General features: G+C 70.3%; 13 protein-coding genes. 9 read left to right on the top strand and 4 right to left on the bottom strand.

Going from position 1 to position 15,268, the window contains the following annotated elements; genetic code table 11:
* Positions 1-61: 61 nt before the first annotated feature.
* Positions 62-991, bottom strand: a complete 930-nt coding sequence (locus IF61_RS33295; protein ID WP_030365907.1) for a CAP domain-containing protein — start codon at positions 989-991, stop codon at positions 62-64.
* Between the two features lie 113 nt (positions 992-1,104).
* On the opposite strand from IF61_RS33295, the gene IF61_RS34025 reads away from it, so the two are divergent.
* Positions 1,105-1,949 (top strand): IS5 family transposase gene (locus tag IF61_RS34025; RefSeq protein ID WP_397945268.1). Its coding sequence is split into 2 segments (ribosomal slippage): positions 1,105-1,444 and positions 1,444-1,949, totalling 846 coding nucleotides; the frame shifts between segments, so codons are not numbered across the junction.
* Positions 1,950-1,964: 15 nt separating this feature from the next.
* On the opposite strand, the gene IF61_RS0109830 is transcribed toward IF61_RS34025, so the two are convergent.
* Both IF61_RS0109830 and IF61_RS0109825 read right to left on the bottom strand, forming a co-directional pair.
* Positions 1,965-3,176, bottom strand: coding sequence for a basic secretory protein-like protein (locus IF61_RS0109830; protein ID WP_157848579.1), 1,212 nt, complete (start codon positions 3,174-3,176; stop codon positions 1,965-1,967).
* A 137-nt stretch (positions 3,177-3,313) separates the two neighbouring features.
* On the bottom strand, positions 3,314-4,816 hold the full coding sequence (locus tag IF61_RS0109825) for an RICIN domain-containing protein (protein ID WP_030365903.1): 1,503 nt from the start codon (positions 4,814-4,816) through the stop codon (positions 3,314-3,316).
* Positions 4,817-5,032: 216 nt separating this feature from the next.
* On the opposite strand from IF61_RS0109825, the gene IF61_RS0109820 reads away from it, so the two are divergent.
* The 6 genes from IF61_RS0109820 (at position 5,033) to IF61_RS0109795 (ending at position 11,613) form a co-directional block, all read left to right on the top strand.
* Complete coding sequence (locus IF61_RS0109820) at positions 5,033-5,467, top strand: hypothetical protein (protein WP_078660082.1); 435 nt, start codon at positions 5,033-5,035, stop codon at positions 5,465-5,467.
* A gap of 239 nt (positions 5,468-5,706) precedes the next feature.
* Positions 5,707-6,444 (top strand): helix-turn-helix domain-containing protein, encoded by a 738-nt coding sequence (locus tag IF61_RS0109815; RefSeq protein WP_078660081.1) that lies wholly within the window; start codon positions 5,707-5,709, stop codon positions 6,442-6,444.
* Positions 6,445-6,513: 69 nt separating this feature from the next.
* Positions 6,514-7,959, top strand: a complete 1,446-nt coding sequence (locus IF61_RS0109810; protein WP_030365900.1) for a CoA transferase — start codon at positions 6,514-6,516, stop codon at positions 7,957-7,959.
* 162 nt (positions 7,960-8,121) lie between these two features.
* On the top strand, positions 8,122-9,315 hold the full coding sequence (locus IF61_RS0109805; protein ID WP_043188309.1) for a CaiB/BaiF CoA transferase family protein: 1,194 nt from the start codon (positions 8,122-8,124) through the stop codon (positions 9,313-9,315).
* Between the two features lie 61 nt (positions 9,316-9,376).
* Complete coding sequence (locus tag IF61_RS0109800) at positions 9,377-10,546, top strand: acyl-CoA dehydrogenase family protein (RefSeq protein ID WP_052392558.1); 1,170 nt, start codon at positions 9,377-9,379, stop codon at positions 10,544-10,546.
* Positions 10,546-11,613 (top strand): acyl-CoA dehydrogenase family protein, encoded by a 1,068-nt coding sequence (locus IF61_RS0109795; protein ID WP_052392557.1) that lies wholly within the window; start codon positions 10,546-10,548, stop codon positions 11,611-11,613. The genes IF61_RS0109800 and IF61_RS0109795 overlap by 1 nt, the downstream gene beginning before the upstream one ends.
* A gap of 245 nt (positions 11,614-11,858) precedes the next feature.
* On the opposite strand, the gene IF61_RS0109790 is transcribed toward IF61_RS0109795, so the two are convergent.
* The gene (locus tag IF61_RS0109790) at positions 11,859-12,362 is read right to left on the bottom strand and encodes a cupin domain-containing protein (protein WP_030365896.1); all 504 of its coding nucleotides are present in this window, start codon (positions 12,360-12,362) and stop codon (positions 11,859-11,861) included.
* A gap of 577 nt (positions 12,363-12,939) precedes the next feature.
* Between IF61_RS0109790 and IF61_RS0109785 the strand changes: the two genes are divergently transcribed.
* Both IF61_RS0109785 and IF61_RS0109780 read left to right on the top strand, forming a co-directional pair.
* Entirely contained in the window at positions 12,940-14,097 is a 1,158-nt protein-coding gene (locus IF61_RS0109785) for an FAD-dependent monooxygenase (protein WP_030365895.1), read from the top strand.
* A gap of 17 nt (positions 14,098-14,114) precedes the next feature.
* Complete coding sequence (locus tag IF61_RS0109780; RefSeq protein ID WP_030365894.1) at positions 14,115-15,056, top strand: VOC family protein; 942 nt, start codon at positions 14,115-14,117, stop codon at positions 15,054-15,056.
* The last annotated feature ends 212 nt before the right edge of the window (positions 15,057-15,268 follow it).

Here is a 15,268-nt window from a genome sequence, read left to right as displayed (position 1 = left end):
CTGCTGCCGGCTGCCCAGCGGCAGTACGGGTCCCCGCCCCGGCCGGACACCGAGCCGCTGGTCAGCCGACGAAGTCCTGCGCCCACCAATGGGTGCCGTCCCCGTCGATCGTCACGCCGACGCCGGTGTACTTGTACCCGTCGCCCAGGATGTTCCGCTCGTGCAGCGGCTCGTTGATCCAGGCGTCGACCACCGACCGGGCGTCTCTCCAGAAGCCGCGGGCGCCCGCGGCGTTCTCGGCGACACTGTGCCACGGGCGCGAGTAGCCGTACTTGCTGAGCGAGTCCTGCGTGCTGATGAAGTGGCCCTGCTGCCGGCGCCGGGCCTGCTCGTCGGCTTCGTCCTGGGCGGCGCGCTCGACGACGGGGTCGTACTCCAGGCGCGCCTTGCCGTGCTGCGCACGGTAGTCGTTGACGAGGTCGAAGACCTGGCGCTGCAGCGTCGTGCCCGGATTCGGGCTCGGGTTCGGGTTGCCCCCGTCGAATCTCCAGACCTGGGAGGCGGTGTAGTTGCAGCTGTAGATCTGGACGGGGGTGCCGTCGGCGGTGTTGCCGCCGCGGACGTCCAGGCACTTGCCGGACTGCGGGTTGACGAGGACGTCGCCCTGGTAGCGGACCCACTTCTGGGCGCCCGTGCCGTTGCAGTCCCACAACTGGACGGGAGTGCCGTCGGCGGTGCCGCTGGACGCGGCGTCCAGGCACTTGCCGAACGCCGTCATCGTGGCGCCGATGTCACCGGGCTGCTCGACGTACATCCAACTCTGGGACTCCGTGCCGTTGCAGCCGAAGAGCTGCACCGGCGTGCCGTTGTCGCGGACGCCGCCGCGCACGTCCAGGCACTTGCCGGCAAGCCCGACGAGCGGCCCGGACTGTGCGGCCGCCTGCGCCGGCGCCGGCAGGGCGGCGAGGCCGAACGCGGCCAGGGCGAGGGCGCCCCATATGTGGGACTTCTTGAGCGGCTTGGTGGGTGACTTCTTGGTCGATATCTGCACTGGCCCGTTCCTCACTCCTTGGGTGGCCCCGGGGCGCGGTCGGCCCGGGGTGTTTGCCTCGGCCATCGGTCTTCTAGGCCGTTTCTTTCGGATCATCTGATCGTTGGTCCGGTGTGCCGTTGACGGACGCGCAGTGGGCGCGGATCGAGCCGCTGCTGCCGGACCGGGCCCCGAAACGGGGTGGTCGGTGGCGTGATCACCGTGAGGTGATCGATGCGATCGCCTGGAAGTTCCAGACCGGGTCGCAGTGGGTCCATCTGCCGGAGAAGTACGGCTCGTGGAAGGGCGCTTACACGCGGCTGCGGAACTGGGCGATCGACGGCACCTGGGAACGCGTCTTCACCGCTCTGCTCGCCCAGGCCGACGCGGATGAGGACCTGGAGTGGGTGGTCGCGGTCGACTCGACCATCGTGCGCGCGCACCAGCACGCGGCCGGGGCCCGCAAAAAGGGGCCCCGGCCGGCGAACCAGTCGATCGTGCCCTCGGGCGGTCCCGCGGCGGGCTGACCACCAAGATCCACCTGGCCGCCGACGGTCGCTGCCGCCCGTTGTGCTTCGTCCTCACACCCGGACAGGCCGGCGACGCACCCGCCTTCGGACAGGTCATGGCCGCGATCCGGGTGCCGCGGCCCGTCGGAAGACCGCGCGTCAGGCCGGATGCGGTCCTGGCCGACAAGGCGTATTCGTCGCGCGCGATCCGCGATCATCTGCGACGGCGCGGGATCAAGGCCGTGATCCCCATCCCCGCCGACCAGCAGGCCCATCGCCGGCGACGCGGCAGCCACGGCGGCCGGCCACCGGCCTTCGACCGCGAGGCATACAAGCAACGCAACACCGTCGAACGCTGCATCAACCGCCTCAAGCAATGGCGCGGCATCGCCACCCGCTACGAGAAGACCGCAACCGTCTACCTCGCCGGACTCCACCTCGCAGGCATCTTCCTCTGGTCAGCACGCTGATCCAAAAGAAACGGCCTAGTCGCGGAAGGCCGGGTTGGTCCACCTGGTCGGGCTGGCCTGGATGTCGTTCCACATCTCGGTCCACCACTGCCGGCCGCCCTTGCCCGTGATCGCGGACAGCACGCGGTCGCCGTCGGCACCGAAGCCCTGCCGGCGCACCTCGTTGTTGATCCTCTGGATGACGTTCTCGCCCGCCGGGTGCTTGTGGGCGATGTAGTTGAGCAGGTAGGCGGTGGAGTCGTAGCCGCGGTTGTAGTCGGTGCCGCGGATGCGGTCGAGGCCCGGCTTTTCCTTCACGTTGTAGACGTACTTGCGGTAGTAGTCGGCCTGACCCTCGTTCAGCCAGCCCCCGTTGGCGGCGTCCTGCACCTGGTGAGTGAGTTCGTGGATGAGTGACCCGGTGTCGCCCGGGTTGTTCATCACATAGCCGGGGCGCAGGATGATCGACTTCTCGTTGTTGTACCGGGGCTTGGCGTTGGGCTCGAACACGGCCGCGACGCCCGGGTTGCTGAAGCTCTCGTGCCGGGCGTCGAAGACGACGTTGATGCCGGGCTTCACCTCGTACGCGCCGCCCGTCATGAACTGCTTGATCTTCCCGTACTGGTCCTGGAGGAGACCTCTGCTCCTGTCGAACCACGAGCGCAGGGCGTTCGGGTCGTAGCCGCCGGAGTCGACCATCTGCAGCGTGACGGGGACGGCAGGCGTGGGCGGTTGGGCGGTGGCCTTGTCGAGGTTCCACTGCTGGGCCTGGTCGCCGGCGTTGCAGGGGCGGGCCGCGGTGCCCAGGTCGGGGAGGCGGGTCAGGCAGGTGTCACCGCCGGTGCGGTCGCCGCTGTGCAGCAGCCAGGCGCGGCTGTCGGGGAGGTTCTGCAGCCACCACCGCTGGTTGGGTCTGCCGATGTCGTTCCAGGCGGCGACGGAGTTGTTGCCCAGGTCGCGGTCGACGGCGTAGTTGGTGCGGGGAATCCTGACGCTCCAGCTCCCGGTGCCGTCGTCGGTGACGGTCCAGGTCTGTTCGGTCAGGTTCTCGTTCCAGTCCCTGACGCGCACGCCCGCGCCGTTGAGGGGGCTGTCCCACTGCAGGGCTCCGCCCGCGTGGCTGGATATCCGGTAGGTGCCGCCGGATTCCGGCAGGGGTTCGGCGGCGTGGGCCGCCGTGGCGGTGAGGCCCCCGGTGAGACCGGCGGCGACGGCCAGCACGGCGGCCGTGCCCGAGAGGTTGCGCATGCGCATGAACGTGCCTTTCGGCGAGGAGGGAGAGAGGAGGGAGAGAGAACGCCCTTTGCGGACGAAGGGCGCCGGCGGAAGCGGGTCCGGCCGGTACCGGACCCGTACGTGTGACTACGGGCGGGCGTCGAGCTCCGCTACTGGAGCTTCCACTGCTGGGAGTCGAGGCCGTCCGTGGTGCCGCAGGGGGCGACCGTCAACTGGCCCTCGCCCTCGGGGGCGCCCAGGCACAGATCGCCCCGCTTGCTGCGGATCGTGTACCAGCCGGGCCGGCCGGTGGTGGCGCGGAACCGCCACAGCTGGTTGTCGGATCCGGTGCCGTTCACCCGGTGCGACCAAGCGGTGCCGTTGGAGAAGTTGTAGTCGAGAACGCGGGCTTCGGCCCCGGTGACACCTTGCTGCTCGGTGTACCGGTTCTCGATGAGGAAGTAGCCCTCGCCCTTGTCCCACAGGTGCCACTGCTGGTTCTGGCCTCCGGTGGCGTGGTAGGTGTGGACGGGCGCGCCGCTGTCCGTGCGGTAGGCGTAGAGGTCGGCCAGGTTGTTGTTCGCGTTGGTCAGGGTCGTGACCTTGTCGTGGCCCGGCTGTCCGCCGTCCGTGCCCTGCACGGAGCGGAAGACGGCGAGGGCCGCGTCGCGCCAGACCGCGGCGGCCGCGTCGTCCAGCCGACTGCCGGAGAAGTCGCCGATCTGGACGGGACCGCTGTCGAAGGTGTCGCCGTCGAGGAGGGGGCCGCCGCTGGCGCCGCCGGAGAGCTCGCTGTCACCATTGCAGGGCCCGCCACGTCCCAGGATCTGCGGCGGGTTGTCCGGACCCCAGTACGGCTGCCTCACGCAGGTGTGAAACTGATTCGAATTGGCGGGTATCCCCGCGATCACCACCTGGTTCGGCAGGGAGGTGGTCCCGAACCGGTAGCCGGAGGCGCCGACCTTGTCCTGGACGTGGGTGCCGTTCTGGGTGTTCAACGCCAGGAACGCGGTGTCGGTGGACTGCTGGCCGGCGCTGTCGCTGACGACACCGACGGAGCGGAAGGTCCACGTGCCGTACGGGGCGTGCTCGGTGCCGTCGGCGTCCTTGGAGTAGCCCGGGATGAACTGGTACTGCGCCTTGGAGATGATCCGGCCCTGCTTGTCGTGGGGGATGCAGTGGCGCGCCGTGGCGATGACGTCCTTGCTCTCGCTGTTGATCACATTCCCCGTGCACGCGCTGCCCCACCACGTCGAGGGGTTCTCCTCGTCGGGCCAGGAGATCTGGATGCGGCCGGTGGTGGCGCGCAACCTGGTCTCGGCCGGGGAGCCGGCCGCGAACCGGCTCTTCCCCTTCTGCTGCGGAGCGGCAGCGGGCGCCTCCACGGTCCGCCCGGCGCCCGGCTCCTTCGGCCGCGGCGGATCGGCCTTCGGCTTCCAGTCCGGCAGCTTCCCGGTGAACTGCCGTAGGGAGCCGTTCTTTTCGTGCTCGGCCCAGAAGGCGCGCTGCTGGGCGTCGGTGCCCGTGGCCCGGGCCTGGACCCCGCCGTCCCCCGTGCGCGGCGCGGATGCCGCGGGACCTGGCGGCGGGGTGGCGGCGTACACCTGGGCCATGGGGAGAACGGCGGCCAGACCGGCTGTGGCGAGCGCCAGCGTGACGACATGTCTGCGCAACGGATGCTCCATCCATCTACGAGTGCGGGTGGTGGTGCCCGGACCGTAGGTGGATGAGTTCACCGCTCGATTGACAGCCCATCAACGAACCTCAGCGGGACATCAGGGCGACGTCAGCACTGCGTTAGCGAGTAGTTAGCCGGTATCCGTAAGTTGACGGGACGTCGTGGTCAGAGCCTGGTGCCTGGCCCGCGCGGGTCGTACCGAGAGAACAGGATGCTCAGCTTGAAGAGAATCAAGACCGCCGTGGTCGCGATCGCCGCCCTGGCAGGACTGGCCGTGGCCGGCGCACCGGCGCAGGCAGCCGACACCTGCACTGCGGGGGGCGGCGGCAAGTACATATGTGATTACGGCATCAAGGACCACGCGCTGCCGAACGGCGAGAAGGAACAGTTCCTGGTCGGCCTCGACTATGCGGTGTGGACGCGCTGGACCATCAGCAAGCAGTGGACCGGATGGGTGTCCATGGGCAAGCCCGATCCTCTCGGTTCTGCCCGCGCCGCGAGCGCTATCAACGTGGTGGATGCACCGTCCCAGGGTGAATTCCGAACGACCATCGTCCTCCGCAACAGCAACGGCGCCACCGTGAGCAAGACGCGCCGCGACCTCGGGGCGGACTGGTGGACTTGGGACTTCCCCAACTGCTGCTGAGGCTCTTCTTCCAGCCAGCTCGTGCATGGTCGGCGGTGGCACGCCGAACCTTGATCATCGACAATGGTTCGCGTGGTGGGTGACCAAACGCGTCCAGAATCCTTCGCAGTCAGCAGATCACCGGACCGGGTCCCGGGGTGGTCGCTGAACTCGTCGGGGTGGTGCGGTGCGGAAAGGGATCGGCGGGCCGTGTCGGCGCGAGCGGCCGGCGATGCACGAGAAGGACAAGGTGGGGCGGGATGAGCGAGCACGGCCGACGGCAGCGTCACCGTACGGTGGACCGGGTCGCGTGGATCCTGGAGGCCGCCGCGCGGGCACCGGGCGGGGTGACCGTGGCCGAATTGGCGCGGACGACCGGGGCGCCGGCGAGTTCGGTGCAGGACCTGGTCAACGGCCTCGTCGCGACCGGCTTTCTGCTGGAACAGCACCGGCGCTTCAGGCTCGGGCCCGCCCCGCACGTCCTCAACCTCATCGCCGGCCGGGTCGTCCCGCGGATCAGTCAGGCCGAGCTCAGCGAACTGAGCCGCGTCGCGGGTACCCCGGTGCTGCTCACGGTGCGGGTCGGGCTCGACGCCGTGTACCTGGCGCGCGGAGGCGAGGACGAGATTCCCCGCCTCGTGCCGCTCGCCGACCGGCACATGGCCCGGCCGCTGCTGCGCACCGCCGCGGGCCGTCTGCTGCTGGCCTTCACCGACGAGGCGGAGCGCCGCGGGCTGCTCGACGAGCTCGCCCGCCACGACCCCGAGGCGGTCGCCGAGTTCCGCTCCGCCCTTCCGGCGATCCGCGCGTCGCGGATCAGCCGCAGCGAGGGGCTGGCCGACCCCGAGGTCAGCGCACTCGCGATCCCCGTCACCGACGGCCCCGTCGTCACGGGAGCCCTCGCTCTGATGCACCGGCGTCGCGGCCGCTCGGAGCGGCTGTGCCTGGACCGGGCGGCGGCCCGGCTCCTGGCGCACATCCAGGAGAGGCGGACGTGACGTCCGCATCGGTTCACGGATATCCGTGAATCCGGGCGCTCGTGCACTGCTGCGAACGAGCATCCCGGCATGACTTCGAACACGCTGACCACGACCAAGCCGAAGCCTCCGATACCCACCGGCGAGATCGTCTCCCGGCTGCTGCACACCCTCGGCGACCTCGATCCGGCCCGGGGGGCCGAGGACATCACCGTCGTCGGGGCCGATCCCCTGGTGCCCTCGGTGCACCGCCTCGCCGATGCCATGTCCGCCGCGATCGGGGTCTTCGGGCGGCAGACGGCGGCGCTCGGCGAACAGCGCGGTCACCGGCACCAGAAGGTGGAAGTGCAAGCCGGAGCCGCGATCGACCAGCTCATGGCGACGTATCACACGACGCTGTCGGGGCGCCCGATCGGTGTCCTGCTCGACGATCCGGCGCTGCTCGGCAACAACGACTTCTACCGGGCGCGCGACGGCCGGTGGATCTTCATCATCACCACCTATCCGCATCTGCGGGACGCGGTCTGCTCCGTGCTGAAGTGCGGGCTCGACAAGGTGGGGATCGCGCAGGCCGCGGCCGACTGGGACGCCTTCACGCTGGAGGAGGCCATCTGCGCGCGGGGCGGCGTCGCCTGCGCGGTGCGCAGCCGGGACGAGTGGCTCGCGCACCCCGCGGGGCGGTATGTCGCGCAGCGCCCGGTCGTCGAGATCGAACGCGTCGGTGACGGACCGGTCCGGCCTCTGGCGCCGATCGGTGAGGCCGATGAGGCGCTCGCGGGCGTACGGGTACTCGATCTCACGCATGTCATCGCGGGTCCCGTATCGACGCGACTCCTGGCCCAGTTCGGCGCCGACGTGCTGCACCTGACGCGTCCCGACCGCCCCGACCCGATCCCGATGATCGCCATGACCGGCGGCGGCAAGCGCAACGCCTACTGCGACCTGCGCGACGCTCACGACCGTGCGGCCTTCCACGACGCGCTCCAGGACGCGGACGTCTTCGTGAACGCCTACCGGGGACTCGCCCGGCACGGGGCGTCGACCGAAGAACTCGTCCGGCGCCGCCCCGGACTCATCACCCTCGAATACCACGCCTGGGGCACCGAAGGCCCCTGGGGCGAACGCGGAGGCTTCGACCAACTCGCCTGCGCGGCAACCGGATTCGCCATCGAGGAGTGGACCGACCGGCCGTCGCTGCCGCCGACGTACCTGCTCAACGACTACCTCGCCGCCTACCTCGGGGCCGCCGCCGTCGCAACGGTCCTGCGCCGGCGTGCGACGGAGGGCGGCTCATGGCGGATCCGCGTGACCTTGGCCGGGGTGTGTCACTGGGTGCAGGAACTCGGGCTGCTGGCACGGGAGGACGTACTCGGCCTGCCCCGGCCCGGGCGCGCGCCGTTCGCCGCGCTGTCGACCACCGAAACCGACTTCGGCCCGCTCACCGAACCGGCTACGCCGTTCGCGTACAGCGGGCGCGCGGTCCCCCAGCCCGGCCGGCGTTCCCCGCTCGGGTCTGCTGCGCTCCGGTGGCGCTAAGCGCTCCGCTGCAAAACCGGTACGTCAACTGCGGGTACGTCGTGGCTGGTCGCGCAGTTCCCCGCGCCCCTTCGGGGCGCTGCCGAACCGCACCGGACTTCGTCAGGCCCGCTCGGTCCACCGTTTACCCGTCCCACCCGATACTCCAGGAGGCACAGGAAGATGTCCCAGAAGCCGAGCGGCCCGTCCGGCCGTGGACTCCTCGCCGGAGTCCGCGTCATCGAACTGGCCAGTGTGATCATGGCGCCGTACGCCGCCCAGCAGCTCGGCGACCTGGGCGCTGACGTGGTCAAGGTCGAGCCGCCCGCCGGTGACATGACGCGCCACTACCCTCCGCGGCGCCACCCCGGCATGGGTGGCACGGCGCTCAACCTGAACCGCAACAAGCGCAGCGCCGTCATCGATCTCAAGGCCCCGCACGGCCACGACGCCCTGCTCGCCCTGCTGCGCACCGCCGACGTCTTCATCACCAACCTGCGCCCGCAGGCTCTGGAGAAGCTCCGCCTCGGCTACGACGACGTCGCGGCCGTCAATCCCCGGCTGATCTACGCAAGCGCCCAGGGTTTCCGCAGCGACAGCCGTTACGGCACCCGCGCCGCCTACGACGACATCATCCAGGCGGCCAGCGGCCTGGTCTGGCTCAACCACCAGGTCTCCGGCCGGCCGCACTACGTTCCCACCGTACTGGCCGACAAGGTCTGCGGCATGCAGATCGCCCTGTCGGTGCTGGCCGCGCTGTACTACCGGGAGCACGGCGGCACCGGCCAGCACATCGAGGTCCCGATGGCGGACACCATGCTCGCCTTCAACCTGGTCGAACACCTGGGCGCGGCCACCTTGGAGGCCGACGGGGCGTTCGGCTCGGCCCGCTCGCTCAGCCCGGAGCGCCGCGCCCAGCGCACCGCCGACGGCTGGATGTGCATCCTGCCGCACAGCGACCGCAACTGGCGGGACTTCACCGCCTTCGTCGGCCGCCCCGACCTGGCCGAGGACCCGCGCTTCGCCACCGGACCCGACCGGGCTCGTAACGCCGACCAGTTCTATCCGCTGCTCGCAGAGCTGACACGGCATCACACCAGCGCCGAATGGCAGGAATTCTGCGAACGGGCGGGCATCGCCGCCGCGCCCGTGCTCGACCTGGAGACCGCCGCCACCACCGCCTACGCCCAAGAGGGCGGCCTGCTGCACGAGGCCGACCACCCCACCGAGGGCCCCTACCGGGTGATCGGCCGCCCGGTCCGCTACTCGGCCGACCCCGAGCCGGAGCTGCGGCCCTGCCCGGGCATCGGCCAGCACACCGACGAGGTGCTCCGTGAAGCCGGCTTCGACCCTTCCCTGCTGCGCCCCACGGGCTGACCGATTTCCGTAGCGAAAAGAAATGCATCAATTGATTCCCTGACCCGGGAGCGAATAACCCATGTCTCCTTCTACGCCTTCACCGATCGCATTCCCCGATGTCACCCTGCCCGAATCGGCCCGCCGGCTCCGCGCCGAGGTCCGCGCCTTCGTCGACGAGGAGCGCGCACGCGGCACCGTGCTCGGCCGTCCCGACTCCTGGCTGGCCGGCTGGGATCCCGGCTTCAGCCGCCGCCTCGCCGAGCGCGGCTGGGTCGGCATGGCCCTGCCCACCGAGTACGGCGGCGCGGGCCGCGGCTTCCTGGAGCGCTATGTGGTGATCGAGGAGCTGCTCGCCGCCGGCGCCCCGGTCAGCGCCCACTGGGTCTCCGACCGGCAGGCCGGCCCGTCCATCCTCCGGCACGGCACCGAGGAGCAGCGCCGTTTCTTCCTGCCGAGGATCGCCGCCGGGCAGTGCTTCTTCTCCATCGGCATGAGCGAGAAGAGCAGCGGTTCCGACCTTGCCTCGGTCGCCACCCGTGCCGAACGCACCTCCGACGGCTGGCGGTTGACCGGAACCAAGATGTGGACCGGCGGCGCCCACGTCAACGACTACGCCATCGTGCTGGCGCGCACCGACGATGCCGAGGACAAGCACTCCGGCCTCAGCCAGTTCATCGTCGACCTGCGCGCCCCGGGCGTACGGGTCGAGCCGATCCGGCTGATGAGCGGCGAGCACCGGTTCAACGCCTTCCACCTCGAAGGCGTCGGCGTCTCCGACGGCATGCTGCTCGGGCAGCGGGGCGACGGATGGAAGCAGGTCACCGGCGAACTCGCCTTCGAACGCAGTGGCCCCGAACGCTATCTGTCCACCTTCCCCCTACTGGTCTCCCTGCTCCGTGAACTGGAGCAGCGCTCGGCCACTGTCGAACAGCTCACCCGGGTCGGCATCCTGACGGCCCGTCTGCACGGCATACGGCGGCTGTCCCTCGGCGTGGCCGCGGCCCTGGACGCCGGATCCTCGCCCGACACCCAGGCCGCCCTGGTCAAGGACCTCGGCACCCGCCTGGAAGTCACGCTGGTCGACACCGTCCGCAGTGTCCTGCCGACCCCGGCCGACCCGCACGCCACCCCCGGCAGCCACCCCGAACTGCTCGCTTTCGCCCTGCTGCACAGCCCCGGCTACACACTGCGCGGCGGCACCAACGAAATCCTTCGCGGCATCATTACACGCGGTCTGGAGCAGCGCTGATGAACTCCCGCACGATCGACACCGGCACACCCGTCATCCCCGCCGACGCCTACGACACCACCGCCTTCTACGCCGACCCGGACGCCATAGCCGTCGTCACCAACACCACCGCCGCCGACGCCGTGCCCCTCCCGGCCCCGAACGCCTCCACGGCCGAACTCCTCACCGCCGCCCAGGAGGCAGGACGCCGTGCCGTCCCCGCCCCGTTCGCCGAGACCGCCCTGGTCGCCGGCCCGCTGCTGCGCCGCGCCGGTCTGCCCGTCCCGGACGGCCCGCTCAGCTACGCCATCGCCCCCGAGCTCGTCATCCGTTACGCCCACCCGGCCGCCTCCCCCGTCGGCTCTGCCGGCTGTCTGGGCGACGACGACACCCTGCTGGTCACCGGCACCCTGCGGCGCGTGCCCTGGGCCCGCGCCGCCACCGCGGTGGTCGTCCTGGCCGGCGCCCCCTCCGGTCCCGTCCTGTTCACGCTCACCCCCGACCAGGCCGTCCTCACTCCCGGCGGCAACCTCGCCGGAGAACCGCGCGACGACCTGCACCTGGCCGCCCTTGAGATCCCCGCCTCCCAGGTCCGCCGGATCTCCCCGGAACTGCTGGCCGAGGCCCGGCTCCGGGCGGCCCTGGCCCGCTCCGCCCTGATAGCCGGAGCCGCCGAACGCTGCGTCCACCTGACGGTCGCCCACACCGCCGCCCGCACCCAGTTCGGCCGTCCGCTCAGCCGCTTCCAAGCCGTCAAGCAGGAGGAAGCACGACTGATCGAGGAGGCCGCCCTGGTCCGCGCCGCCGTCCAGGCCGCTGCCGCCCCGCTGGACACCGGCGGCCCGGCCGCGCACTTCGCCGTCGCCGCCGCCAAGGCCCAGGCGTCCGCCTCGGCCGCCGAGATCGCCCGGATCGCCCACCAACTGCACGGCGCCATCGGCATCACCCTGCTCAGCCCGCTCCACCTCGCCACCACCCGCCTGTGGTCCTGGCGCGACGAAGACGGCGACGAGACCTACTGGGCCCTCCGCCTGGCCCGGCCCCTCACCGCCACCACCCTCTGGCCCACCCTCACCACCACGCCCTGACCCTCGCCACCGCAGCTCCGGGGGCCTGATTCCGATGCCGGAATCAGGCCCCCCGGTCGCTCCGGGCTCGCGACCGTAGCGATACCGACTTCGACAAGCCGTCGCGGACCAGGTCCTGCACTTCGGTGGCCGTGGCCGCGGCGAGCCGGTCGAGACGCTGACAGCTCGTACGGTGCCGGTTGCCCGGTTCCCGGAGGCGGTGGCGGTACTTTGCCCTTCCCGCCGAAATCCTTAACCGCAGTCCACTACACCGCCCCCGTCCCGAAGTCCTCCTCGAAGTAGCTGTCGTGCCGCACACGGAACTCCTTGAGTTCCTCGCTGCCGCGCTGCGACATCTCCGCGACCCTTTCGAAGAACTCCTCGCGCGGGGCGCCCGGGGTGAAGAGCATGAGCATCGACATGGGCTCGTCCGTCACGTTCTTGAAGGCGTGCAGGCCGCCGGGCGGAACGTACAGGAAGTCGCCGGTGCGGCCCGTCACCCACTTGTCGCCGTTGAAGAGCTCCAGTTCGCCGGAGAGGATGTAAAAGGCCTCCGACATCGCCTTGTGGAAGTGGGTCTTGGCACCGGCGGCCCGTGCTGCCAGGTCCACCTGGTACAGCCCGTACTCTCCACCGGTGGACTCGTGCGTGGCGAGGTAGCGGTAGGCGTCGCCGCGGGGCGAGGTGAGGTCCGGCGGGGTGTCTGCGGCACGGAAGGAGGCATTCACTTCGCCCTTGTCGCCGTGGTAGCGGGGGGTGGGGTAGGACATTGCGGCCTTCCGTAAGGGTTTTGGAACTGGTCATGGTGCGTGAGCGGCGGGGGCGGGTTGCTGCATGGTGGCGCTCCGGGCAAGTGCTTCAACACCACGGTCTTTTGACGTTGAAATAAAACCACGTCTATCCTTCGACGGCAAGTTTCTTAGCGTTGAAACAAATGGCGCGGGAGGAGATCCTCAATGACCGATGCGGTGAACCTGAGCACCTAGCAGTGGCGCAAGGAGCGCCCCGAGCCGGCAGACGCCCTGAGGCCGATGGAGGCCTTCGGGCTCATCCAGCGGATGCAGAAGATCCTGACAGCCCAGGGCCGCACCGCACTCAGCTGACGGTGAGTAACAGGGTGGCGGAGCCCGTCATCGCGCAGTTCGAGGCCGAGCAGATCCCGGCGACCTAGCCGCTGGCCATGCGCTTGATCGCCGCCGACATGGAAGAGGGCCTTGCCCGACAAGGAAGATGCTCGCGGGCCAGCGCAAGTGGTTGCCGAATACGGATGGTCGCTTCCCGAATCGGATAGGGCCGGGTGCCGATCGGTCCTACGGTTTCGGGGAAATCGGCGCTCGGGAGGCGTGTATGGACAGCAGTCGTGCTGCACGGACAGCCGTGGTCGTGGGTGCGGGCATTGCCGGGCTGACGGCGGCCACTGCCCTGGCGCGTGGCGGGTGGCAAGTCGAGATCGCCGAGATCAGCCCGGCTGAGGCGACTTCCGGCTGGGGGCTGTGCCTGACCGGTCCTTCGCTGCGCGCGCTGGCCGAACTGAGGTTGGCGGACTCATGTCTGGCCGAGGGCCACGGCATGACCACGGTCACGCACGTGGACGTGACCGGTGAACCCGTGGACCAGATCCGGCTGCCGCGCCTGATCGGTGCGCGGCGGCCGGCGATGGCGGGCATCGCGCGCCCCGTACTGCACCGCATCCTGCATGCGGAAGCCGAACGGTGCGGCGTGGTGGTGCACCGGGGACTGACGGTCGTGGCAGTGGAGCAGGTGGAGAACGCGCGGGCGGCGGCCTCCGCGCCGTCCGAGCCGGTCCGCGTGCGGCTGTCGGACGGGACGATCAGGCAGGCAGGGCTGATCGTAGGCGCGGACGGGATCGGCTCGTCGGTGCGGACCCGGCTGGGTCTCGACGCCTCGGTCGACTACCACGGGCAGATGGTGTGGCGGGCGCTGGTGCCGCGCCCGCCGTGGGCCACCGGGATCCATCAGTTCGCGGGGAAGCCCAACACGGCCGGCTTCGTACCCATCTCGGGCAGCCTGGCGTATGTGTTCCTGACGGAGAACGGGGTGGAGCAGAGCTACCTTCCGAATGCCGAGCTCGCCCCGCGGCTGCAGCAGCTACTGGAACCGTTTCCCGGCCGGGTCGAGGAGCTCCGCCACCTGGTTGCCGTGTCGAAGTCGGTCGTACGCCGCCCGGTGCGGACGACGTTCCTGGAGGGCCCCTGGCACCGCGGCAACGGCGTCGTCATCGGTGACGCCGCGCATGCGCCCGCCCCGCAGATGGCCAGCGGCGCGGCACTGGCCATCGAGGACGGCCTCGTGCTGGCAGAGGAGTTGGGGCGGCACCTGTCGGTCGGCGAAGGGCTTGCGGCGTTCACCGGCCGGCGCCGGCAGCGGTGCCGGACGCTCGTGGAGACCTCCGTGGCGATCGCCGGCCTGGAGCAGGCGCAGCGCCACCACGACGCGTATGCGCTGGTCGATGCCTGCCACCAGCAGATGTCCGAACCCGCATGATGACGAGGAGTTACACCATGAACAACAGCAGCCTGATCACCCACCTGCGGCACATCGACATCGCCATGCCGAACTTCGCCGAGCAGCGCCGCTTCTACACCGGACTGTGGGGGCTGACGGAAACCGCCGGTGACACCGGAGTCTCGTTCCTGGCCGCGGAGGGCTCACCGGAGCAGTACGTGGTGCGGCTGCGCGAGGACGCCCGCAAGCGCACCGACCTCATCGCTTTCGGTGCCGCCGGCGTCGGCGACGTCGACACCCTGGCCGCGCGACTGACCGCCGGGGGCGTTCGGCTCGTCCACGAGCCGAAGCCGCTGGACACCCCGGGAGGCGGCTACGGGGTCCGCTTCTTCGACAACGAGGGCCGCGTGGTGGAGGTCTCCGCCGACGTAACCCCGCGCCGGCACCGCAGGGTCGAGGCCCGCGAGCCGGTCCCGGTGCGGTTGTCGCATGTGCTGATGAACTCCCCCGCCCCCGAGGCCACGGTCGCCTGGTACATCAAGTACTTGGGGTTCCGCCTCTCGGACACCATGTGCCTCGGCGGCCGCGGCGAAATCATCTGGTTTCTGCGATGCAACGCCTTCCACCACAGCTTCGGCATCGTGCGCGGGCCGCACGTGGCCTTCCACCACGCCTCCTTCGAGATGCGCGGCATCGACGAGTTCATGCGCGGCACCGGCCGGATGCGGCGCCTGGGCGTCGAGAGTCTGTGGGGGCCGGGGCGGCACCGTGCCGGTGACAACGCCTTCAGCTACTTCCTCGACCGGGCCGGCAACACCGTCGAGTACACCACCGAGCTGGAGGTCCTGGACGAGGACACCTGGCACCCCCACCTCTACGACCTGCGCGACCCCGCCAACGCTGATCAGTGGGGTACGGCGAACGAGATGGACGAGTTCATCGCCGCCAAGTCCCACAACGACGCCGACCCTGGGCTGTTCGACGCCCCGCCGATGTGACGGCGCCCGCAGCGACAGCCGAAGGGGAGAGCCACCGTGGAACGACAGCGCAACCCGGCTCGCCGGCATCCGGCAACTGACCGATGGGAAGGTCTTCACCTCCGCCCCATCGTTCCACCGCCCGGCCCGGCCGCACGATGCACCGGACTGATCCTCCGCCAACTCAGAGACACTGCTCACGAGTTGGCGTGACCGGTCAAGCTGGGCGGAGG

This window comes from Streptomyces roseoverticillatus (genome assembly GCF_000719265.1).
In the GTDB taxonomy this organism is placed as follows: domain Bacteria; phylum Actinomycetota; class Actinomycetes; order Streptomycetales; family Streptomycetaceae; genus Streptomyces; species Streptomyces roseoverticillatus.
Note: the sequence above shows the minus strand (reverse complement) of the source record. Positions and strands in the feature narration are given on the sequence as shown.